Origin of the sequence: Nocardia spumae (assembly GCF_020733635.1) — a bacterium.
Classification (GTDB): Bacteria; Actinomycetota; Actinomycetes; order Mycobacteriales; family Mycobacteriaceae; genus Nocardia; species Nocardia spumae.
In genome coordinates, this window is the sequence record NZ_JAJFZL010000001.1 from 2,099,416 (window position 1) to 2,121,893 (window position 22,478).

The 22,478-nt window shown below is 69.5% G+C and carries 20 protein-coding genes; 11 read left to right on the forward strand and 9 right to left on the reverse strand.

Annotated elements, in window-relative coordinates; genetic code table 11:
- Nucleotides 1–2 precede the first annotated feature (2 nt).
- The 3 genes from LKD76_RS08965 to LKD76_RS08975 form a co-directional block, all read right to left on the reverse strand.
- Nucleotides 3–1,478 carry an FAD-dependent oxidoreductase gene (locus LKD76_RS08965; protein WP_227980569.1) on the reverse strand — a complete coding sequence of 492 codons (1,476 nt, stop codon included), beginning with the start codon at nucleotides 1,476–1,478 and terminating at the stop codon, nucleotides 3–5.
- 68 nt (nucleotides 1,479–1,546) lie between these two features.
- Nucleotides 1,547–2,479: a tyrosine-protein phosphatase gene (locus LKD76_RS08970; protein WP_227980570.1), complete on the reverse strand. Its 933-nt coding sequence runs from the start codon at nucleotides 2,477–2,479 to the stop codon at nucleotides 1,547–1,549.
- An 87-nt stretch (nucleotides 2,480–2,566) separates the two neighbouring features.
- Nucleotides 2,567–4,981, reverse strand: a complete 2,415-nt coding sequence (locus LKD76_RS08975) for a PEP-utilizing enzyme (RefSeq protein WP_227980571.1) — start codon at nucleotides 4,979–4,981, stop codon at nucleotides 2,567–2,569.
- Between the two features lie 305 nt (nucleotides 4,982–5,286).
- On the opposite strand from LKD76_RS08975, the gene hsaA reads away from it, so the two are divergent.
- Nucleotides 5,287–6,450: a 3-hydroxy-9,10-secoandrosta-1,3,5(10)-triene-9,17-dione monooxygenase oxygenase subunit gene (gene hsaA, locus LKD76_RS08980; protein WP_227980572.1), complete on the forward strand. Its 1,164-nt coding sequence runs from the start codon at nucleotides 5,287–5,289 to the stop codon at nucleotides 6,448–6,450.
- Complete coding sequence (locus LKD76_RS08985; RefSeq protein WP_227980573.1) at nucleotides 6,450–7,304, forward strand: alpha/beta fold hydrolase; 855 nt, start codon at nucleotides 6,450–6,452, stop codon at nucleotides 7,302–7,304. The genes hsaA and LKD76_RS08985 overlap by 1 nt, the downstream gene beginning before the upstream one ends.
- Before the next feature lie 72 nt (nucleotides 7,305–7,376).
- Here the strand turns inward: LKD76_RS08985 and LKD76_RS32045 are convergent, their stop codons facing one another.
- Nucleotides 7,377–9,659, reverse strand: coding sequence for a LuxR C-terminal-related transcriptional regulator (locus LKD76_RS32045; RefSeq protein ID WP_305082761.1), 2,283 nt, complete (start codon nucleotides 9,657–9,659; stop codon nucleotides 7,377–7,379).
- A gap of 170 nt (nucleotides 9,660–9,829) precedes the next feature.
- On the opposite strand from LKD76_RS32045, the gene LKD76_RS09000 reads away from it, so the two are divergent.
- Nucleotides 9,830–10,741, forward strand: a complete 912-nt coding sequence (locus LKD76_RS09000) for a TIGR03564 family F420-dependent LLM class oxidoreductase (RefSeq protein WP_227980574.1) — start codon at nucleotides 9,830–9,832, stop codon at nucleotides 10,739–10,741.
- A 9-nt stretch (nucleotides 10,742–10,750) separates the two neighbouring features.
- On the forward strand, nucleotides 10,751–11,161 hold the full coding sequence (locus tag LKD76_RS09005) for an MmcQ/YjbR family DNA-binding protein (protein WP_227980575.1): 411 nt from the start codon (nucleotides 10,751–10,753) through the stop codon (nucleotides 11,159–11,161).
- Nucleotides 11,162–11,187: 26 nt separating this feature from the next.
- Here the strand turns inward: LKD76_RS09005 and LKD76_RS09010 are convergent, their stop codons facing one another.
- Nucleotides 11,188–12,432 carry a bifunctional 3,4-dihydroxy-2-butanone-4-phosphate synthase/GTP cyclohydrolase II gene (locus LKD76_RS09010; protein ID WP_227980576.1) on the reverse strand — a complete coding sequence of 415 codons (1,245 nt, stop codon included), beginning with the start codon at nucleotides 12,430–12,432 and terminating at the stop codon, nucleotides 11,188–11,190.
- Nucleotides 12,433–12,589: 157 nt separating this feature from the next.
- On the opposite strand from LKD76_RS09010, the gene LKD76_RS09015 reads away from it, so the two are divergent.
- Entirely contained in the window at nucleotides 12,590–13,252 is a 663-nt protein-coding gene (locus LKD76_RS09015) for a class I SAM-dependent methyltransferase (protein ID WP_227980577.1), read from the forward strand.
- 4 nt (nucleotides 13,253–13,256) lie between these two features.
- Here the strand turns inward: LKD76_RS09015 and LKD76_RS09020 are convergent, their stop codons facing one another.
- The gene (locus tag LKD76_RS09020; RefSeq protein WP_227980578.1) at nucleotides 13,257–13,883 is read right to left on the reverse strand and encodes a PadR family transcriptional regulator; all 627 of its coding nucleotides are present in this window, start codon (nucleotides 13,881–13,883) and stop codon (nucleotides 13,257–13,259) included.
- A gap of 38 nt (nucleotides 13,884–13,921) precedes the next feature.
- A complete protein-coding gene (locus LKD76_RS09025; protein ID WP_308188516.1) occupies nucleotides 13,922–14,803 on the reverse strand; it encodes an IclR family transcriptional regulator in 882 nt (293 codons plus the stop codon).
- A 227-nt stretch (nucleotides 14,804–15,030) separates the two neighbouring features.
- On the opposite strand from LKD76_RS09025, the gene LKD76_RS09030 reads away from it, so the two are divergent.
- From LKD76_RS09030 to LKD76_RS09050, 5 genes are all read left to right on the forward strand, one after another.
- Nucleotides 15,031–15,540, forward strand: a complete 510-nt coding sequence (locus tag LKD76_RS09030) for a flavin reductase family protein (RefSeq protein WP_372465775.1) — start codon at nucleotides 15,031–15,033, stop codon at nucleotides 15,538–15,540.
- A 215-nt stretch (nucleotides 15,541–15,755) separates the two neighbouring features.
- Nucleotides 15,756–16,898 (forward strand): 3-ketosteroid-9-alpha-monooxygenase, oxygenase component, encoded by a 1,143-nt coding sequence (locus LKD76_RS09035; RefSeq protein WP_227980580.1) that lies wholly within the window; start codon nucleotides 15,756–15,758, stop codon nucleotides 16,896–16,898.
- Between the two features lie 53 nt (nucleotides 16,899–16,951).
- On the forward strand, nucleotides 16,952–17,185 hold the full coding sequence (locus LKD76_RS09040) for a hypothetical protein (protein ID WP_227980581.1): 234 nt from the start codon (nucleotides 16,952–16,954) through the stop codon (nucleotides 17,183–17,185).
- Nucleotides 17,182–18,255, forward strand: a complete 1,074-nt coding sequence (locus tag LKD76_RS09045; RefSeq protein WP_227980582.1) for a ferredoxin--NADP reductase — start codon at nucleotides 17,182–17,184, stop codon at nucleotides 18,253–18,255. Before LKD76_RS09040 ends, LKD76_RS09045 begins: the two co-directional genes overlap by 4 nt.
- Before the next feature lie 19 nt (nucleotides 18,256–18,274).
- Nucleotides 18,275–19,153 (forward strand): VOC family protein, encoded by an 879-nt coding sequence (locus LKD76_RS09050; protein WP_227980583.1) that lies wholly within the window; start codon nucleotides 18,275–18,277, stop codon nucleotides 19,151–19,153.
- Here the strand turns inward: LKD76_RS09050 and LKD76_RS09055 are convergent.
- Nucleotides 19,150–20,862 (reverse strand): nitroreductase family deazaflavin-dependent oxidoreductase, encoded by a 1,713-nt coding sequence (locus tag LKD76_RS09055; protein ID WP_227980584.1) that lies wholly within the window; start codon nucleotides 20,860–20,862, stop codon nucleotides 19,150–19,152. The genes LKD76_RS09050 and LKD76_RS09055 overlap by 4 nt on opposite strands.
- A gap of 134 nt (nucleotides 20,863–20,996) precedes the next feature.
- Between LKD76_RS09055 and LKD76_RS09060 the strand changes: the two genes are divergently transcribed.
- Complete coding sequence (locus tag LKD76_RS09060) at nucleotides 20,997–21,581, forward strand: TetR/AcrR family transcriptional regulator (protein ID WP_227980585.1); 585 nt, start codon at nucleotides 20,997–20,999, stop codon at nucleotides 21,579–21,581.
- Between the two features lie 39 nt (nucleotides 21,582–21,620).
- On the opposite strand, the gene LKD76_RS09065 is transcribed toward LKD76_RS09060, so the two are convergent.
- On the reverse strand, nucleotides 21,621–22,475 hold the full coding sequence (locus LKD76_RS09065; RefSeq protein WP_227980586.1) for a ribokinase: 855 nt from the start codon (nucleotides 22,473–22,475) through the stop codon (nucleotides 21,621–21,623).
- Between the last annotated feature and the right edge of the window lie 3 nt (nucleotides 22,476–22,478).

Consider the following 22,478-nt stretch of genomic DNA (forward strand, 5'->3'; position numbering starts at 1 on the left):
GGCTACCGGGCCGCGGCCGAGCCCGCGCGTCTTCCGAAGAAGGTCCCGTCGCCGAGCGAGGTTCCGCTGATGTAGCCCTGTCCGTGCAGGTTCACCGCCGCGCGGCCCGCGGCGAACAATCCGGGGATGGGCGCACCGTCGAGATCGAGTACGCGGCCGTCGTGGTCGGTGTGCAGGCCGCCGAGGGTGAAGACCGAGGCGCCGGTGCCGCGCCGGTCACCGCTCTCGGACGGTGGGCGCATACCGGCCCGGACATCGATCGCGGCCAGCGGCGCGCGTAACGGCCGCAGCCAGCGCGGACTCTTGTGCTGATCGGGATCCGCTCCGGCGGAGGCGAATTCGTTGTAGCGGGTCACCGTCGCGGTGAGAGCGCCCGGCGGCAGATCCATCAGCTCGCCCAGTTCGCCGGCGGTCTCGGCGACGTGGGTGGGACGCACCCCCCAGCGCTCGGCTTCGGGGACCGCCTCGAACGCCTCCTCGTCGAGGACCACCCATACCCGCATCCCCTGGGTGAACAGCGCCGCCTGACCGATGCGGCCCGGATAGGTGTCCTCGTTGACGAAGCGAAAGCCCTTGTCGTTCACCAGGATTCCGCGTGCGGCCAATCCGGGCACCAGTGAGATACCGACCTGGCCGGTGGCCATGTGCCGGACCGCGGCCCCGGCGGCCTGCGCCATCCGGATACCGCTGCCGTCATCGGTTCCCGCGCTGACCTTGGTGTGACCGAGCAGGGCGGGTGCGTGCGCGGCGAGCATATCGTCGTTGTCGACGAATCCGCCGGTGGTCAGGACACAGCCGCGACGGGCGCGGATGGTGACTTCGCGGCCGTACCGGCGCGCCACCACGCCGACGACGGTGCCGTCGTCGGCGCGGATCACGGTGGTGGCGGCGGTATCGAACAGGGTGGTGATTCCGGCCGACTCCGCGGCCGAGGCCAGGCAGTCCATCAGCAGCCGGCCGCCGAAATCGTTGGCGGTGGGGCGATGTCCACGCGGTGCCGGCCGGGCGATCTCGGTGAACGGCCAGCTGTTCTCGCCCAGCCACATCAACCCGTCGTCGGTCGGGGGCACCCAGGCCGGCGCGTCCCACAGCGACGGCTTGAACGGCACTCCCCGCGCGACCAGCCAGTGGAAATGTTCGACGCTGTGCTCGCAGTAGTCGGCGATCTTCGCCTCGTCGGCGCCGGGACCGAGGGCGGCGCCCAGGTAGGCCGCCATGTCCTCCGGGGTGTCGTCGAAGCCGCAGGCCCGCTGGATCGGCGTGCCGCCGCCCAGATAGATCTCACCGCCCGACATCGCCGAGGACCCGCCCGGCCCGCCCGCGCGGTCGAGGACCAGGACCCGCGCACCGGCGGTGGCTGCCTCGAAGGCGGCCGCCGCTCCGGCACAGCCGTATCCGACCACCAGCACATCGGTGTCGATGTCGTAGTGGGCGATCTCGCTCGCCGGGCGTGGTGTCACCGAATGGTGTACGGGCATATCTCCTGCCTTTCGTCGACGCCCGCGCCGCGCAACCGCGGTGGGTTGCGCGGCGCGGGCGCTGCGGGTCATCGACCGGGCTTGTCCAGCAATTTGGCCTTCAGCGCGTCGACCGTCGCGGAGTCGACGCCCAGACCGTCGGACAGAAACCGGTCGAAGGAGCCGTACGACCGGCGCACCTGATCGAAGGAGGCGTCCAGATAATCGGCCTGCACGCCGAGGATCGGCTCGAACAGCGACGGATCGGTGACCAGTCCACGCTGTACCAGCGCATCCATCTGCGCCTTGTTGCTCGCGGCCAGGTAGTCGTTGGAGGCCAGGTAGTCCTTGTAGATCTGGCCCTTCGGGACGTCCAGCGCCGACATCAGGATCGCGGTCATCCAGCCGGTGCGGTCCTTACCGGACGTGCAGTGGTAGAGCACCGCGTTCGGTGAGTTCGCGATGTCCTTCACCGTCGCGGCGAACTGGGCGCGGGCATTGTCGTCGGTCACCAGCCAGCGGTAGTAGTCGCGCATGATCTGCGCCGCCTTACCGTTGCCCAGTGTGTCCTGCTGCACCTGCGGACCGCCGGCGATGGTGCTCGACACCATCAGATAGAAATCGTTGTTCGGATCCCAGATCGACTGTGCGCTGTAGGGAATCGCCGGCGGCAGCTGATCCGGGGAGGCCTTCATCTCGTTCGGGCTGCGGAAATCGATGATCGTGCCGACCTGCAGCGATTGGAGCTTCTGCTGATCGGCGGGTGTCAGCCGGTTGAGCGCGTCGGAGCGGTACACCACGCCGTAGCGGATCTTACCGCCGCCGTGCTGGGTCGGATAGCCGCCGATATCACGGGCGTTGGGCGCCGAAATACTCAGCGACTGTTGCTGATTCGCGATCTCCGGCGCGGTGTGCACCAGCGGTGGCGCGGCGAGGGCGGGTGTGGTCGCGACGGGTAGTACGGCGATCAGGGCAGCGGCCAGTCCGGCCACCGACCCCTTCAGGACATGCGAAATCGGCACGGATGGTGTTCCTTTCCTCGAGACCCGCCGGTCGGCGGGCACGCGGCACGCCGCCACCGGATAGCGCGGCGTGCGATCGGGTCGGTGTCAGTGGTCGGCGTCGGCGAGCAGGGTGACCGTGCCGGCGGCACCGTCCACCCGGATCCGCTGGCCGTCGGACAGGCCGGTGCTGGCGGTCTTGGTGTCCACCACGCACGGAATTCCGAACTCGCGGGCCACGATTGCGGCATGGGAGGCCGAGCCACCGATATCGGTGACCACGGCGGCGGCGTAGGCGAACATCGCGGTATGTCCGGTGTCGGTGACCGACGCGACCAGGATGTCGCCCGGCTCGATATCGTCGTCGGAACTCAGCACCCGCTTGACGATCCCCTCCACGACACCGGGGCTCACGCCGGTGCCGGTCAGGCTCGCACCGACGGCGAGGGCGCCCGAGACGGGTTCCGGTTCCCATCGGCCGACCACCAGATCGGGCATCCGCACATCCTGCAGTCGCACTCGCTCCGCCCGGCGGCGCGCGACCCGATCCTTCAGATCGACAGGTGCCCACAGCAATTCGTCGAGAGTGCAGAACCACGCGTCGTCGATATTGTCGAGTCGACGCCGCTCCACCAGCCGGGCGGCCAGTTCGCGTGCGGCCATGCGCAGGCAGTTGGTGTAGCGCACCACCGCATCACGCACTCGTTCCCGGGATACGGTGGCGCCCACCGCCATCCGCGCGGTCCGGGAGCCGGGCTCGGGCACCGGATCGCGGTGCGGCGCGGGCAGTTCCGCGGCGCGCGCGGCCGCGGTGACCAGCAGCTCGGGCCGGTCGCCGAAGGTGGGATTGAGGAATTCGCATTCGCCCGGGCCGCGATGGCCCACCGTCGCCAGTTCGTGATCGAGCGCCGCGGCGAAGCGGGCGGAGCGTTCACGGGCCAGGGGCACATCCCCGGCGCGCGCCGCCTCGTGCAGCCGCGGATCCGCACGGCAGATCGCGGCCAGGCGTTCGACCGCCAGCATCGGCCGCGCCGATTCGAGCCGGTTCACATCGATCGGGACGTCGGCCGCGCCGTCGCCGCGCGCGTGCATGGCGGTGGCCGCGCCGACCAGCATGACGCCGATCGAGGCCGCCGCCCACGACTGGTTCAGCCGATCCCGCCACAGCAGGGCGCGCGCATGTAGTTGCGCATCGGACAGTTTGCGAATCTCGTCGCGGGTCAACGCCTCTCGATGCGAGGCGGCGTTGATGGTTTCGGCGGTGTCGCGGAACCGAAGAGCGGTCGCGAGGACCCGTCCGGTCGCCTTTCCGGTGCCCAGCGCACTGCCCAGCCCGGTCGGCATCGGCGGCCGGCCCTTGGGCTGCAGCGGAACCTCGGGCGGGATCGCGCCGTATACGTCGCGGCGGATGCTGTCCTCGTCCCAGCCCGGCATATTGTCCGCGGCCAGCACGCCGATCGAGGCATTGATGAAGATGTGGTGGCCCAGTACCGAGGTCACCCGGCTGGTCCAGTGTTCGAGCGCGATGCCCTCGAGCGCGATCATATGGCCCATCGCGGCATTCGCCAGCCGGATCGCCCCCGCCTGCAGATCGATGGTGAGCGGGCTCATCGGGCCCGGCAGCGCCTCGGAGGTGTTGGTCGCGGTGTGCACCGGGATGCGCGGATCGACGCGGTCGTCGAATTCGCCCTCGAGGCCGTCGGGAGCGGCGACCTCGAGCGGGTGGCCGTCGGAGGTCTGCGCCCGGGACGGAATCACGTAGTCGGTCAACGGAATCGCGCCCCGGCGCGCCCGGAAGCCGTCGCCGTGCGGGCTGCGCCCGATCAGGCCCCGCGCGATATCGTCGACGACCTCGGCGGTATTCCAGCCGTATTCGAAATCCCAATCATCGAGGGACGCGGTCGATTCGAGGTGAGGCGGACGACCCGCGCGCGGACTCCGCAACCGCGGCAGCCGGACTCCCGCCGCGCGCAGGGCCGCTCGCGCCTGTCCGCCGGATACCTCACCGGGTGCGACGAGATCGACCGATCCCGTGCGCTCCGACAGCGCGGCCAGCACCAGGAAGCGCTCCACATCGTCGGTGTGCACCAGTGAGATCCGCTGCGCGCCACCCGCGCCGAGCAGCGTCCGCAGCACCGCGCGGCTGCCCGCTTCGGTACGCCGGCTCGCCACCGGAGCCGTGCGGACCAGCAGCGATCGGTCGCCCGCGGCCGCCAGTGCCCGGCGCGCCGACGCCTCGCGATCCGCCGGGACCGCGACGATCAGCCGGGCACCGGCCTCGTGCGCGGCCGCGGCGGCCGCCGCGACGGGGGTGTCCGACAGCGCCAGCACCACCGAGGCGCCGGCGACGGCCTCGCGATAGGCGCCGGCGCTACCGAGGTCGGCGATCCGCACCTCGATCCGCGGATCCACATACCGGTGCCGACTCCGGTCCAGCCCGACGACCTCGTGCCCCGCGGCCAGCAGCATGCGTGCCACCGCCCGGCCGCTCGGTGTGGTGATTCCGGTGATCAGAACCCGCATCGACTCTTCCTCCTCACCGGCGCCACCCCATGAACGTGACGCCGTTCACACACCATGACGAGTCCGCGCTCACACCCCAGCCCGCAGTCTCGGTCACCGGACCTCGCGACCCGATGAGTGGAAAACGGGCCGGTATCCGGCCCACGCTTCGCCCCGGCTGGGTCGGCAAGGCCTCGTCCTGCCGATTCCGATGATCGGGACTGTTCCGCCTGCTGCGCCGCACCCGGTCGTAGCGTCGGGTTATCGCCCAGCGTGGGGCCCGCGCAGTGGTGCGCGGCAGCGGAGATGCAGGAGGAACACCGGCTATGACGAACAAGGTGCTCGACCGGGTGCGGGATCTGCTCCCGGCGATCGGGGAACGAGCGGTGACGGCCGAACAGCAGCGGCGAGTTCCGGAGGAGACGATCCGTGAGCTCACCGCGGCCGGGGTGTTCCGGATGCTGCAACCGAGTCGCTACGGCGGGGCGGAGGATTCGCCGACCGCGTTCTACGAGGTGATCCGCTCGATCGCGACGGTGTGCCCGTCGACCGCGTGGGTGGCGTCGGTGCTGGGCGCGCATCCGTGGCAGCTGGCTCTGTTCGATCCCCGTGCGCAGGACGATGTCTGGGGTTCCGATCCCGACACGCTGGTCTCCTCGTCCTACGCGCCGACCGGCAAGTTGACTCCGGTGGACGGCGGATACGAGATGAGCGGGCGGTGGAGTTTCTCCTCCGGCTGCGATCACGCCTCGTGGGCGTTCCTGGGCGCGATCGTGCCGAACGACCAAGGGGGAGCGGACTATCTGACCGTTCTGGTCCCGCGCACCGACTACCGCATCGAGGACGTCTGGCACGTCTCGGGTCTGTCGGGTACGGGCAGCAACGATGTCATCGTCGAGAAGGCGTTCATCCCCTCGCATCGCGTCTACAGCGCAGCGGATCAATCCGCGCTGGTCGGACCGGGTCAGGCCGTGAACACCGCACCGCTGTACCGGATCTCGTTCGCGAGCGTGTTCTCCAACACCATCACCGCGCCCATCATCGGCGCCGCGCAGGGCGCCTACGAGGCGCATCTGCGGCGGCAGCGGGAGCGGGTCAGGCTGTCCTACGGCGGGCAGAAGGTGGCCGAGGATCCGTTCGCGCAGGTGCGCATCGCGCGGGCGGCCTCGGAGATCGATGCCGCGATCCTGCAGCAGGAACGCAATATCGGCGAGCAGCTGCGCTTCGCCGAAGCGGGCGAGGAGATTCCGTACGAGCTGCGGTTGCGGACCCGCCGCGACCAGGTGCGCGGCACCGAACGCGCCATCTACGCGATCGACCTGCTGTTCGAGAACTCCGGCGGTCATTCGATCCGCAAACCCAATGTGATCGAACGCAACTGGCGCGACGCGCACGCCGGCAACGCGCACGTGATCAACGACGTGGAGCGGGCGCTGGCCATGTACGGTCAGGGCGAAATGGGCGTCGAGGTATCGGAGCGGATGGTCTGATGGGTTTCACCGCCGACAACACCACGAAACGGGTCACCGTCGGAGGGCTCGAGCTGCGCTATCACGAAGCGGGCTCGGGTGCGCCGCTGGTGATGTTGCACGGTTCGGGCGCCGGTGTGTCGGGCTGGGCCAACTTCGGCGCCAATCTGGACGCGCTCGCCCCGCATTTCCGCTGTCTGGTCCTCGATCAGCCCGGTTTCGGGGCGAGCGAGCGGCCGGAGGTCTACGACCGCAACTATCTGCGCATCGCCGTCGATGCCGTGCTGGGCCTGCTGGACGAGCTCGGGCTCGAGAAGGCGCATCTGCTCGGCAATTCGATGGGCGGTGCGGTGGCGACCCTGCTGGCCGTCGAACACCCTGATCGCGCGGATCGGCTGGTGTTGATGGCTCCCGGCGGCGTGGGTGTCAACATCCTGGGCCCGGAACCGTCGGAGGGAATTCGCCGGCTGCTGGACTTCAATGCCGATCCCACGGCCGAACGTGCCGTCGACTGGTTGAAGACGATGGTTTTCGACCAGTCGGTGCTCACCGAGGAGTTGATCGCGGCCCGCACGGCCGCGGCCTCGGATCCGCGCCAGACCAAGGCCCTCGCCGACGCCTACGCCACCTTCTACAACCCGGCCTTCGCCGATCCGGTCCCGCTGTGGGCCCGGTTGCGGGGGATCGGGCACGAGGTGCTGATGCTGTGGGGCCGCGACGATCGGGTGACGCCGGTGGAGGGTGCGCTGCTGCCCGCCCGGCAGCTGCCGCGGGCCGATCTGCGAATCTTCTCCCGCTGCGGGCACTGGGTGCAGGTCGAGCGCAAGGATGCCTTCGAACGAGCGGTCGTCGACTTCCTGCGGCACGGGCTGTGAACCGGCACTGAGGGTTTCGCTTCGGCTGACGCGGGCCGCCGTATCCGATCCGGGTGCGGCGGCCCGCGGCGTCTACAGGCCGTGATCGCGAACCCAGCCCGCGATCTGGGTGCGTGAGGTGAAGCCGAGTTTGGTCAGGATGTGCTCGACGTGGGTTTCCGCCGTGCGCACCGAGATCACCAGATCGGCCGCGATGCGCTTGTTGCTGTGCCCGGCCGCGACCAGGCGGGCGACATCCTTCTCCCGGCGCGTCAGCGGCGACAGCGCCTCGGTAGCGGCGGGTGCGGCGGGCGGGCCGGCCGGCGCGGCCGGTGGCTCGTCGGCGGTGCGGCCGAGGGCGAAATCGATCGCGGCCGGCAGCGTCATGGCGGCGCCGGCTTCGTAGGCGGCGCGGAAATCGTTGTCGCCCAGGGTGTTGCGCACCTGTTCGCCGACCTTCTCGCCGACCGCGCTGGTGATGGTGTGGGCCAGCCGGACGGTGCTGCGCTGCAGGGTTTCCGCCGCGCCCATCAGCCGGGCCGCCCGCTCCATCTCGCCGCGGGCCGCGGCCGACCAGGCCAAACCGTCGAATGCCGATGCCAGCCAGACACATCGGTCGAACAGCGCGAATTCCTCGACCGCGCGCCCGAGATAGTCGTCGGCGGCGTCCTGATCGCCGAGGCGCCAGCTGTCGATCCCGAGTGTCCACAGGGCGAGCCCGCCGAGCAGATGCGGGCCGTACCGCCGGGTGAGTGCCTGGAAATCCTGGGCGATGGTCGTGGCCCGTGGTTCTTCGAGCAGCGTCGCGCAGACGAAACCGAACGCCAGACTGTCCATTTCGGTGGCGTGGTGGTCGTGGGCGGCGGCCAGGCGCACCGCGTCCTCGGCCAAGCGCAGCGCTTCGGCGGTATCGGCGTCGTTGAAGGCGATCAGCGCGGCATCGAGTTCGGCTTCGGCGAGAATATCGCTCGCGCCCAGATCGGTTGCCAGAGTGACGCATTCACCGGCCAGCTCGGCCGCCGACTCGCGATCGGACAGCAGCGCCGCCAGCGACGATGCCGACGACAGCGCCCGCGCTCGTTCCCAGGTCGGGTCCGGATTGCGGGCCAGCGCGTCCGTGAGCCATCGGTAGCCCTCGGACAGGAATCGGTAATGCTCCCAGAACGGGCGCAGCACGGTGGCGGTCTCCATCGCCAGCTGCGGTGCGTCGGTCAGTGAGAACTGCAGGGCCGAACGAAGATTGGCGTGTTCGCGGTCCAGTTCGCGGAACCAGTCCAGATCGTCGGCACTCCAGTAGGCGCTCTGCCCGCGCAGGGCGAGACCGCGGTAATGGTCGCGGTGGCGGGCTCGCACGCGGCGTTCCTCACCCTCTTCGACGAGCCGGTCGTGGCCGAACTGACGGATCGGCTCCAGCATCGAATAGCGTGGCGCCGCGGAGTCGTAGCGCAGCCGCAGCACCGATTTGTCCACCAGGCCCGCGAGCGCTTCGAGCAACCCTTGCGGCGCGGGCGGCAGTAGGCACACCGCTTCGGCGGCCTCGATATCGAAGCCACCGGCGAAAACCGACAACTGTTGCCACAGCTGCTGTTCGGCGGGGGTGCACAGTTCGTAACTCCACCGGATCGCACCCTCGATGGTCTGCTGGCGCTGGGGCGCGGTACGTGGGCCGGCGCTGAGCAACTCCATGGTGTCGTCGAGGCGATCGCGAATCTGCTCGGGGGTGAACATGCGAAACCGCAGCGCCGCCAGCTCCAGTGCCAGCGGAATCCCGTCGAGGCGATGGCAGATCGCGGCGAGGGTCTCGCGATCGGCGCGGTCGGCGACGAAGTCCGGATTGGCCGCGGTGGCGCGCTCCACCAGCAGCCGCATCGCATCGCTGTCGTCGTCGGCGACCGGCAGCGGCGGGATCGGCATCACCTGCTCGCCCGGTATGCCCAACACCTCGCGGCTGGTGGCCAGCACCCGCACCTCGGAGGTGGCGGCGACGAGGTGAGCGACCAGATCCGCGCACGCGCCGATGAGATGTTCGCAGTTGTCCAGGATCAGCAGCAGCCGTTTGCCGGCGAGGAACTCGGTGAGCCGGCGCAACGGTGTGGTGGTGTCGTCGCGCACGTTCAACGCCTCGGCCACGCTGAGGGTGACCAGTTCGGGATCGTGGACGTCGGCCAATTCGACCAGCCACACGCCGTCGGGGAAGGCACGGGCCATCGCCGCCCCGACCTGTCGCGACAGCCGTGTCTTCCCGACCCCGCCAGGTCCGAGCAGGGTCAGCACCCGGGTCGAGGGCAGCAATCTTCTCGCGGTGGCCAGTTCGTCGCGGCGGCCGACGAAACTGGTGACCTCGGCGGGAAGATTCCCGGTGACACGCCGCGCCATGATCGCCAACCCTATCCTGATCGGGTCGTGCGCGGACCACATCGACGATGTCCGGCCCGTCCGTTCCCCGCCCGGGTGAGCGGGAATAGTCTGGATCGGCGTACAGATATTCCCGCGGCGGTCCACCCGGGCCGCGGCATCGGATTCCCGTCGTATCCAGGAGGCTCACCGTGCGGATCGGCATCATGCTCAGCGAACAGTCCGGACCGGATGCGCTCGCGCGCCTTACCGATGAACTGCAGCAGGTCGCCGACGAAGGATTCGAATCGGCGTGGCTGTCGCATATCTTCGGCCTCGACGCGCTGACCGCGCTCGCCGTCGCCGGGAGCAAGGTTCCGAACATCGAACTGGGTACCGCCGTGGTGCCGACCTATCCGCGTCATCCCGGCGCCCTGGCTCAGCAGGCCGCCACCACCGCCCTCGCGATCGGCCCGGGCCGGCTCACGCTGGGCATCGGCCTGTCGCATCAGATCGTCATCGAGAACATGTTCGGTTACGACTTCGGCCGCCCGGCTCGGCACATGAAGGAGTACCTGTCGATCCTCGGGCCGCTGCTCGACGGTGAGCCGGTGTCCTACAGCGGTGAGACCCTGACCGCGAACCTGGGCCTGACCGCTGGCGAGACCGGTCGCATTCCGGTGCTGGTGGCCGCCCTGGGCACCCAGATGCTGAAGCTGGCCGCGCGCCGCACGGACGGCACCGTGCTGTGGATGACCGGACCGGTGACCATCGCCGACCACATCGCGCCCACGATCACCGCCGCGGCGGCCGAGGCGGGCCGTCCGGCACCGCGCGTGGTCTGCGCACTGCCCGTGCTGGTGACCGACGAGGTGGACAGGGGGCGGGAGAAGGCCGCCACCGTCTTCGCGGCCTACGGGTCGCTGCCCTCGTATCGGGCGATGATGGATCGCGAGGGTGCCGAGGGGCCGGCGGATCTGGCGATCATCGGCACCGAGGAAGAGGTCGCCGGGCGGATCCAGCGGGTGTTCGCCGCGGGCGCCACCGAATTCGTGGCCGCCCCGTTCGTCGGCGGGCAGGCCGGTGCGCGTACCCGCGCACTGCTGACCCAGCTGGCGGACTGAGGATCGCCGATGGCGCGCCGGGCGCGGGTCGAGGATGTGGGGCGGCTGGCCCTGGCCATGCCGCACGTCACCGTCGAGCACGGATCGCTGGGCAATCCGATCTATCAGGTCGGGCGCAAGTCGTTCGTCTATTTCCGCACCCCGAGCCGCGACGCGGTCGACCCCGGCACCGGGGAGCGGTACCCGGACGTGATCATCTTCTGGGTGCCGTCGCAGTCGGACAAGCTTGCGCTGGTGCAGGATCCGGAGTCGCCGTTCTTCACCACGGGTCATTTCGACGGGCATCTGTCGGTACTGCTGCGCGGCGCCCACGTCGGGACGCTCGATATCGAGGAACTGGGCGAGGTCGTCCAGGACGGGTGGCTGTGCCGCGCCTCACCGACGCGCGCCCGGCGGTGGCTGGCCGACCATCGGCTCTGACGGAATCCGGTGCGGCACACCATGACTCAGTTCGCCGCGACGGATACCGCGTCGAGGCCGCCGAGCTGGTGGCGCATGCGTTCCCGCTTGGTGCGCAGATAGCGGACGTTGTGCTCGGTCGGATCGGTCTGCAGCGGAATCCGCCGGGTGACGGCGATACCGTGCGCTTGCAGCCCGGCCTGCTTGTCGGGGTTGTTGGACAGCAGCCGCACCGACTCCACCCCCAGATCGGTGAGGATCTGTGCCCCGGCGCCGTAGCGGCGGGCGTCGATCGGAAGGCCGAGGCGCAGATTCGCGTCGACGGTGTCGGCCCCGGCGTCCTGCAGTTCGTAGGCGCGCAGTTTGTTCAGCAGTCCGATCCCGCGCCCTTCCTGCCCGCGCAGATAGACCACGACGCCGCGGCCCTCGGCGGCGACCGCGCGCAGGGCGGCGTCGAGCTGCTCGCCGCAGTCGCAGCGCAGGGAGCCGAAGGCGTCACCGGTCAGGCATTCCGAATGCAGGCGCGCCAGCACGTCGGTGCCGGCGGGATCGCCGAAGACCAGTGCGAGGTGTTCGACCGGCGGCTCCGTGCCGGACTCGGCGTCGCGGTAACCGAAGACCTGGAAGTCGCCGTAGCGCGTGGGCAGCCGGGTCTGCGCCAGCCGGGTGACGGTGTCCTCGCCGCGCTTGCGGTACTCGATGAGGTCGGCGATGGACACGATGGGCAGTTCGTGGGTCCGCGCGAAGGTCAGCAACCGCGGCAGCCGTGCCATCGATCCGTCGTCGTCGACCACTTCCGCGATCACTCCGGCCGGACGCAGCCCGGCCGCGCGCAACAGGTCGACGGTCGCCTCGGTGTGGCCGGCGCGCCCGAGCACCCCGCGCGGATGGGCCCGCAGCGGGAAGACGTGACCGGGCCGGGTCAGATCCGCCGCCACGGTGCGCGGATCGGCCAGCACGCGCATGGTGTGCGCGCGGTCGGCCGCCGAGATACCCGTGGTGATTCCGGCGGCGGCATCCACCGATACGGTGTAGGCGGTGCCCTTGGGGTCCTCGTTGACCGCGGTCATCGGCGGCAGCGCCAGCCGGTCGAGTTCCGGGCCGGGCATCGGCACGCACAGCACGCCACTGGTGTGGCGGACCAGGAACGCGATGGTCTCCGGGGTCGCGAACTCCGCGGCCAGGACCAGGTCGCCCTCGTTCTCGCGGTCCTCGTCGTCGACCACCACCACGGGCCGGCCGGCGGCCAGCGCGTCGAGTGCGTCCTGGATGGAATCGAGTTCACCGGTCATCGTGCACCTCCTGTATGCCTAATAGAAATATTCCGAAAGGCTCTTCGCTAGGAAGGGTTCCGCTCAGTGAGATTCTGGGTTCGCCGGAATGCGGGGCATCCGGTACCGCGTCGCGACCCCTTGACCTCGAGTGGGGTTGAGGATGCACGCTGATGGCATGACACAGGCCGCAGAGTTCTGGAACACCGTCTACGACAACGACACCGCACCCTGGGTGATCGGTGAGCCACAGCCGGCGATCGTCGAGCTGGAACGCGAGGGGCTCATCCGGGGTCGGGTGCTCGATATCGGCGCCGGCGCCGGGGAGCACACCATCGCGCTGACGGCGCTGGGCTACGACGTCACGGGTATCGACCTGTCGCCGAGCGCGGTCGAGTACGCGCGTCGCAATGCCGCGGCCAAGGGCGTGCCCGGCGCGCGATTCCGGGTGGCAGACGCGGTGCGGCTCGGCGACGATCCGGCCGCGGCGGGCGAACTCGGCGTCTTCGACACCATCGTCGACAGCGCGCTGTTCCACGTCTTCGGCGAGGATCCCGAGCGCCGCGCGAGCTACGTGCGCGCGCTGCACGCGCTGTGCAAGCCCGGCGGTCTGGTCCACGTGCTGGCGCTGTCGGATGCCGAACCGGGTCTCGGGCCTCGCATCGGTGACGGACTCATTCGCGAATCATTCGGCGCGGGATGGGAATTGGAGCAGCTGCGGCCGTCGCACTACCTGGGCCGGGTGACGGAGGTGGTGGCCGGTAATGTGGCCGGACTCGACGTGTCCGCGGAGGGTATCGTCGATACGGTCGCCTGGCTGGCTCGCATCCGGCGGATGTGAGCGACTATCGGGATCGGGGCTTCGATTTCGGCGGCGCCAGGGGGGAGTCGCGATGGCGCGGCAGCCGGCCGCGCTTGTTCAACGCCTCCAGATCGGTCAGCAGATCCTCGGCCAGCTGGCGTTCGGCCTCGTAGTGGCGAATGCACCAGCGCAGGACCGCGCTCGGGAAGGCCCAGTCGGGGTTGGCGTCGGAGCCTTCGGCGTCGGCCGCGGCGCGGCGGCGCATCTTCTCGGCGTAATCGATGTGGGCGGTGAGTATCTCGCGCAGCCGGTCGGGCTCGGCCAGATGTCCGAGCCAGGCCCGCAGCAGCACACTGTGTTTGAGCACCGGCGCCTCCACCGGTGAGTGATTGACCCAGTGCGCCACGGCATCTCGACCGGTCGGTGTGATCGCGTACATGCGCTTGCCGCGAATGCCGTCCTCGGAGGTCACCGTGCGCGAGGTGACGTAGCCGTGCTTCTCCAGGCGTTTCAGTTCGGCGTAGATCTGGCTGAACGACGGACTCCAGTAGAAGAACTGCAGGCTCCAGTCCGCCCACTTCTTGAGGTCGTAGCCGGATAATTCGTCCGCGTGCGAGAGCATCCCGAGTACGGCCCACGAGGTGGTCGGCAGGTCGGTGCCAGATGTCATCGCCGAACTATACCGCCCAGTCATATGAGGATCCGAAATCAGCGCCAGCGGGCACGGTGAGGCAGCAGCGCCCGTCCGGCCTCGTGCACGACCTCGAGGACGACGCGGGCGAGGCGGTCGTAACTCATCGCATCGGCCCGGCCGGACAGCGACAGCGCCGCCGGCGGCGCGCCCCGTCCCCGCAGGGGCGCCGCCACGCACGCGATGCCGGCCATGGCCTCCTCGCGGTCGATGGCCACACCCTGCCGCAGCCGGATCTGCCCGAGTTCGCGATGCAGGGCATCGGGTTCGCAGAGGGTGCGCGGGGTCAGGCGGGGCAACCGGGCGCGGAACGCGGCCTCGGCGATGGCGGGTTCGAGGGCCGACAGCATCGCCTTGCCGAGAGCCGTTGCGTGCGCGGGCATCCGGCCGCCGAGGCGGGTCGGCAGGGCCGCGGCGAACCGGCCGCCGGCCTTGTCCAAATACACCACCTCGCGGCCGTCGAGCACCGCCAGATGGCCCACCATGCCGGTGCGCTGGGACAGCTCGTGCAGGAGTGGGCTCACCGCGTCCCGGATCTCGTTGTGGTCGGCGGTGAGGCCGCCCAGCTCGAGCGTGCGCATGCCGAGGCGGTAGCCGCCGGCCGAATGCGCCAGCCAGCGCAGCCGGATCATCTGGTCGAGGATGCGGTGGACGGTGGACCGCGGCAGTCCGGTCCGCTCGACGAGTTCGAGCAGCGTCAGCGTCGGCGTCGCGGCGTCGAAGGCGTCGAGGATCAGCGTCATCCGCTCGATCATCGACACCGGGATCGATCCGGCACGCGGTGCCTCGGATACGCGATGCGACCCGATCGAACCGGTGGCTCGATGAGCCGCGGCGTCCGACGCGTGATGCGCGGCGGGGGTGGTGCGTTCCGCGGACGGCAGCACGGTGACGGTCATATGTACCTCCGTTGGCTCATATGCAGTCTAGAAGTATTTCGACTAGGCATGTGTGGTTTCGAACGTTGTGTTACCTGTCACAGTGACTGCTGGGGCGCCCCTCGCGAATCGGTGGAACTACGTAGGTACTACCGAAATCTTTCCCGCTGACCGGGTTTGCCTGTTGACCCGTGCTCGGCCCGACCTGCTGTCATGGCTGGCAGCTATATATCTGTTCGAAATAAGGAGTGGCCGTGGAGCCGGCAGTTCAGATCGACCCGACGATCCCGGAAGCGACCTTCAAATCCGTGCTGAGCAGGTTCTGCACCGGTGTCACGGTGATCACCGCACTGGCGGGGGACCAGCCGGTCGGCTTCAGCTGCCAGTCGTTCTCCTCGCTGTCCCTCGATCCACCCGCGATCGCGTTCTTCCCCGCGCGGACCTCGACCTCATGGCCGCGCATCCGCGAGGTCGGGCGGTTCTGCGTCAACATCCTGGCGCACGACCAGGCCGATATCTGCCGGGCGCTGGCGCGCAGCGGAACCGACAAATTCGCGAGTGTGGACTGGGTGGTCTCCGGCAACGGCGCGCCGCGGCTGACCGGTGCGCTGGCGACCATCGAGTGCGAACTCGATCGTGAGATCGACGGCGGTGACCACACCATCGTGATCGCCCGGGTGACCGCGCTCAGCGAACACTCCGAACAGCCACCGCTGCTGTTCTATCGCGCCGCGTTCGAACGACTGCACGGCCACTGACGCCAGCGCCCGCCCGCACCGGCGGCCTCGCGCCGGGCGTGCTTACCCGATCGCGCCGGGCCGGAATTCAGGCGCCCGCTGGGCGGTGACGACCTCCCGGCCAGTGGGACTACGCATGCCGGAGGTGAGCGCGGGTAGCGAGCATCGAAACATCACCCGGGCCGTGGTTCGACGCCAGGCAATCGAGGCGAACGGGCAATCGAGACGGAGGAATCATGAACAGCGACAGCGAAGTGCGGATCATCGACGCGGGCGCGCCGCCCACCCGGTTCGCCCGCGGCTGGCACTGCCTGGGTCTGGCGGACTCCTTCCGCGACGGCAAGCCGCACACGGTGGCCGCCTTCGGCACCGAGCTGGTGGTGTTCGCCGGCGAGGACGGCACCCTCAACGTCCTCAACGCCTACTGCCCGCATATGGGCGGCAACCTGGCCGACGGCACGATCAAGGGCGATTCGCTGGCCTGTCCCTTCCACGACTGGCGCTGGAACGGCAAGGGCAAGTGCACCGGGATCCCCTATGCGCGCCGCGTTCCGCCGCTGGCGCGCACCAAGGCATGGCCGACGCTGGAGGAGAACAAGCAACTGTTCGTCTGGAACGATCCGGAGGGTAAGCGGCCGCCCGCCGATATCGTCATCCCGCACCTGGATGCCGCCTTCGACGACGAGTGGACCGACTGGACCTGGAATTCCATGGTCGTCGAGGCCAACTGCCGCGAGGTGGTCGACAACGTCGTGGACATGGCGCACTTCTTCTATGTGCACTACGGCTTCCCGACCTTCTTCAAGAACGTCTTCGAAGGTCACGTCGCCAGCCAGTACATGACCTCGATCTCGCGCGAGGACATGATGGGTGAGACCGCGAAAGCGCTGGGCGGCAAGAACACCCTGCACTCGGAGGCCTCCTACTACGGCCCGTCCTACATGATCGACTACCTGCGCAGCGAGAGTGCCGGACTGTCGGTCGAGGGCTATCTGATCAACTGCCACTATCCGATCACCGAGAACCGCTTCCTGTTGCAGTACGGCGCCATCGCCAAACGGCCGCAGGGGGTTTCGCCGGAGCGAGCCGAGCAGATCGCCGCGGCGTTCGTCGGTGGTCTCGGCCGCGGCTTCGAGCAGGACGCCGCGATCTGGAAGCGCAAGTCGCGCATCAACAATCCGCTGCTGTGCGAGGAGGACGGCCCGGTCTATCAGCTGCGCCGCTGGTACGAGCAGTTCTACACCGATGTCGCCGACATCTCCGAGGAGATGACCGACCGCTTCGAATTCGAGGTCGACACCACGCGCGCGGTGACCGCCTGGGAGGCCGAGGTCGCAGACAATCTGGCCAAGCGCGCCGAGCAGTCCGTGGCAGGCTGAGAGCCGCTGCTATGGAACAGATTTCGTGCCGGTCCTGCGGGACGTGCGTGCTGGTGGAGAAGTTCAGCGCGCAGCATACGAGTGTGCAGTGGAATCGCGCGGCGCTCGCGCGGTGCGCCGAACTGTCCGGTGGCGCGGCGGCCGTGCACACCTGCTCGGCGATGCGCGACAGCATCGATGCGGCGGTACGGTCCGGCGAGCTGGGCGTCAGCACTCGCGAGGTGGATGTACGGACCCGCGGCCGGACCCTCGCCCGGACCACCCCGGCCCCGGAGGCCGGCCGATGACCGCGGCCGCGGCCGAGTTGCGGCCGGGCGCGGCCACCGGTGCCGCCCAGGTCCGGATCGTGCGCGTCGTGCGGGAGACCCCTGACGCGATCTCCCTGGAACTGGAGCCCGAGGCCGGCCACGCCGAGCGCTTCGGCTACCGCCCCGGCCAGTTCCTCACCCTGCGGATTCCCAGTGCGCTGACCGGGTCGGTGAGCCGGTGCTATTCGCTGTCGAGTGCGCCGCACGAAGGCGGCACACTCAAGGTGACGGTCAAGCGCACCGTCGACGGCTACGGGTCGAACTGGTTGTGTGACAACGCCACCGCCGGCTCCACGCTGCAGGTGCTGCCGCCGGCCGGACTGTTCACCCCGGCATCGCTGGACCTGGATCTGCTGTTGTTCGCCGGGGGCAGCGGCATCACCCCGGTGCTCTCGATTCTCAAATCGGTACTCGCCCAGGGCAGCGGGCACTGCACCCTGATCTACGCCAACCGGGACGAGACCTCGGTCATCTTCGCCGCCGAGCTCGCGGAACTGGCCGCGGCGCATCCGGATCGGCTGCAGGTGCTGCACTGGCTGGAATCGGTCCAGGGCCTGCCGAGTGTGGACCAATTGGCGGCACTGGCCCGGCCGTGGGCCGACCGCGAGGTCTTCGTATGCGGGCCCGGCCCGTTCATGACGGCGGTGAGCGCCGCGATGGGCGTGCACGGCGCCGATCGCGGTCGGGTACATCTGGAGAAATTCGTCTCGCTGTCGGGCGATCCGTTCGAGACCGCGGACGAACCGGACGGGACCGAGCCCGCCGAGGCCACCGATCGCGCCACCGTCGAGGTCGAACTCGACGACGCGACACACCGCATGGCCTGGCCGCGTCGGCAGGTGCTGCTGGATACCTTGCTGGCGGCGGGACTCGAGGCGCCGTACTCGTGCCGCGAGGGCGCGTGCAGTGCCTGCGTCTGCCGGGTTGTCTCCGGTGAGGTATCGATGCGACGCAACGAGGTCCTCGAAGACGACGACCTGGCCGAGGGCTATGTGCTGGCCTGCCAAGCGGTCCCGGTCACCGACGACATCTCGATCACCTATTCCTGAACCGTTTCAAGGAGAGCACATGGCCGCGTTCAGCTCGCTCGGATATGTCCGGGCGCAGATCGCCGATGTCGAGGCGTGGCGAGCCTTCGCCTTCGACACCATCGGATTCGCCGAGGGCTCCGGGCCGAATCCGGACTCGATCTACCTGCGCATGGATGAGCACACCTATCGGCTCGAGCTGGTTCCCGGAGAGCGGGACGCGGTGCTGGCCGTGGGCTGGCAGGTCGCCGATCGCCGCTCGCTCACCGCGGTGCGCGACGTGCTGCGGGAGCAGGGCGTCGAGGTGACCGAGCTGAGCGTGGCCGAGTCGGTCGCCCGCCACGTGGAGGAGGCGATCGCCTTCACCGACCCGTCCGGATTCACCGTCGAGGTCTTCCACGGGCCGCTGCTCGACCACGGACCGGTGGTCGGCAAGTACGGAAATCGCTTCGTCACCGGTGATCTCGGCCTGGGACATGTGGTGCTGCCGGTGCCCGATATCGAGGCCGCGCGCCTGTTCTACACCGAGGTGCTGGACTTCGCCTCGCGGGGGTCGTTTCGCGTGGGCCCGCCCGAGCATCCGATCTGGATCCGGTTCATGGGCGTCAACCCGCGCCACCACAGCCTCGCCCTGATTCCCGGCAGCCGCGGCGACGGACCGGGAATCGTGCACGTGATGGTCGAGGTCGACGCGCTCGACGATGTCGGGCGCGCCCTGGACCGGGTGACCCGGGCGGGGTACCACCTGTCCTCGACCCTGGGCCGCCACACCAACGACAAGATGATCTCGTTCTACGTCCGCACCCCCGGCGGCTGGGATCTCGAATTCGGTTGTGAGGGAAAGCTCGTCGGCGAGGACTACGTCGCCGAGGAGATGACGGCCGACAGCTACTGGGGCCACGACTGGGCGCGCGGCTAGCCGCGCGCCGCCGGGACTCGGTCGGGTGTGAAGGTGACCCGCACCGAGACCGGCTCGGTCTGCAGGGCCGCGAAACCCGCGGCAGTCAGCGGTGCCAGCAGTGGATGCGGCGCGAAGGCGCGTGCCCGCGCCACCACATCGTCGTCGGGGCGCAGTTCGGCCGTCGCGCTCTGCCACACCCCGTTGCGGCGCAGGCGAACCCGCGGATTCGCCCGGACATTGTTACCCCATCCCGAGCGCATGCCGTGCTGGCAGATGATCCACGCCCCGTCGTCGTCGAACAGCACCGACACCGGAACCCGCCGGGGCAGGCCGGATTTGCGGCCGATGGTCTCCAGTTCGGTGGCGAAGGTGGTACGCACGCCGATCCGGTCCAGATAGGTGAAGGTGGGATTGACCAGGTAGCGCCCGGCCGCGCGCTCGAGGCGGAATTTGGCCGAGCCGCGATCGGAGCCGGTCGCGCCGCGCCGGGCGCGGAAGGCGTCGAATCCGTTGCGTCGCAGCATGCTCAGTGCCGTCGACCATGGTGAGCGGGCCGGATCGGGATCGAGCCCGGCACCGAGCCGATGCAGTTGATCGGTGTGCCACTGTAGGTCCAGCGCGCCGTCGACGGCGCGCAACATGCCGCTGCGGGCGAGACGCCCGCGCAGACCGAGGGAGATCGGCGGCGGGCGCAGAACGTCCGCGCCGCCGGTGAGCAGATCGGCCGCGGCGGCGGGATACACCGTGGTGGGCCGTCCCAGCCCGATCACATCGCAGGCGCCGGAGCCGACCGCACCCGACATCGCGGTCCGGCTGCGGAATCCGCCGGTGACCGCCAGCGGCACGGCGGCCGCCACCCGGCGCACGGTTTCGGCGTAGTCGAGGAAGTACGCCTCGCGGGCCACGGTGCTGGCGGCCGCATGCCGGGCCCGGCCCATCATCGCCGGGGATTCGTAGCTGCCGCCGCTGATCTCGATCAGATCCAGTGCTTCGCCTGCCAAACCCGCCACCACCGAACGGGATTCGTCCTCGGTGAATCCGCCGCGCTGGAAGTCGGCCGAATTGAGTTTCACGGCCACCGCGAATCCCGGCTGCACCGCCGCGCGGACGGCGCGGACGATCTCGAACAGGAACCGTGCCCGGCGTGGCGCGTCACCGCCCCAGTCGTCGGTGCGTCGATTGGCCAGCGGTGAGAGGAATTGCGACACCAGATAGCCGTGCGCGCCGTGGATCTGGACGCCGTCGAATCCGGCGGATTCCGCGATCCGCGCGGCGGTGGCGAACCGTTCGATCAGATCGAGAATCTCCGGCTCGGTCAGTGCGCGTGGTTGCGGCAGGCCCGGCACCCCCGACGCGATCGCCGACGGCGCCACCGGCCGCTGCCCGGTGGCCAGCGGATTCGCCTGGCGGCCGGGATGATTGAGCTGCATCCAGATCGGCGTACCGCCGTCCTTGGCGGCCTTGGCCCATCGCGTCAGTGCCGCGAGATCGCGATCGTCGGTGATGACCACATTGCCTGGTTCGCCGAGCTGGGTGTGGTCCACCATCACATTGCCGGTGACGATCAGCCCGTACCCGCCGGCGCCCCAGCGGCGGAACAGTGTCGTCAAACGCTCGTCCGGTGCGTGTGCGGCGGTGCCGAGCCCCTCGCTGAGCGCCGACTTCATGATCCGGTTCGGCAGCACCTGACCGCAGGGCAGGGGCAGCGGGTCGTGCAATGCGGACATGAATCGTTCCTCCGGAATGGCGGGATCGGATCACCTGAGTACACCGATCGGTATAGTTGGACCGTAGTACACCGATCGGTTTAGGGCAACGGTAGGCTGGGCGGTGCAGGACGTGCGGAGAAAGGGGTCGCCTCATGGGAGCCCGTGACCGGCTCATCGACAGTGCCGTGGACCTGATGCGCAGCAACGGAGTCGCCGGAACCGGTATCGCCCAGTTGCTCGAACACAGCGGCATCTCCCGGCGCTCGGTGTATCTGAACTTCCCGGGCGGTAAATCGGAGCTGATCGCCGAGGCGACCCGGACCGCCGGCGCCGCCTACGGTGCGCTGCTACGCGGCATCACCGCCGGCGCCGACGTGGCCACCTGCGTCGGACTCTTTCCGTCCATCTGGCGAGAGAAGCTCGCGACCAGCGAGTTCACGGCGGGGTGCCCGATCGTGGCCGCGGCGCTGGGCCGCGCGGAAGCGCCGGAGGCGGCCGACGCCGCGGGCGCGGCCTTCACCGAATGGGAGGACATCCTCGTCGAACGGTTGACCTCCGAGCACGTGGAACCGGACCTGGCGATCTCGCTGGCCACCACCGTGGTCGCGGCGCTGGAAGGGGCTGTGATCCTGTCGCTGGCCACCCGCTCGATGGCGCCGCTGGAACGGGTCGGCGCCCAGATGCAGGAACTGATCGCACGCCATACCGGTGCGAAGCCGCGGCCGGTCGAATCGTAGCTCCCGCCCGGCCGCGACCACGCCGATGATCGGCCGCGCTCAGCTGTGCAGCACCCGCTCGATCTCGGCCGCGGCCGGGATGGCGGCGGTCGCGCCGAACGCGGTCGTGGCCAGCGCTCCCGCGGCGCACGCCCAGGCCAGCGCGGTGTCGGGCCCCTCGTGCCAGTGCGCGGCGAGCGCGCCGGTGAAGGTGTCACCGGCGCCGGTGGTGTCGACCACCTCGACCGGAACTCCGGGATGGGTGAATTCGCCGTCGGGACCGCGGTAGCTCGCGCCCGCGCCGCCGCGCGTGACCAGTACGTGCGAGACGGCGCCGAGTTCGGAATCCAGGCGTGCGGCCTCACCCTCGTTGACCACCGCGATATCCACCGACGCCCAGAGCTCGTCCGGCAGCGGCCGTGCGGGCGAGGGATTGAGCAGGACCAGCGTGTCGTGTGCCCGGGCGTGCCGGGCGGCCTCGATGACGGTATCGACCGGAATCTCCAACTGGCACAGCAGGATATCGGCGTCGGCGATGATCGATCGATCGGCTTCGGTGAGTTCGGTGAGGGCCGCGTTGGCGCCGCCGACCACGATGATCGAATTCTCACCGGATTCGTCGACGACGATGGTGGCGATACCGCTGGACCCCTCGATCGTCCGCAGTCCGGTCGTCGCTATCTCGTTGTCGGCGAGCACCTTCCGCAGCGCCCCGGCGAAGACGTCGGTTCCGGTCGCCCCGATGAAATCGACGCGCGCACCGGCCCGGCGCGCCGCGATCGCCTGATTGGCGCCCTTCCCGCCGGGCACCGAATCGAAGGCGGTGCCGAGGATGGTCTCACCGGGCGCGGGGCGCCGGGCCGTGCGGGTCACCAGATCCATATTGATGCTGCCCACCACCACGATCCGTGCCATGCA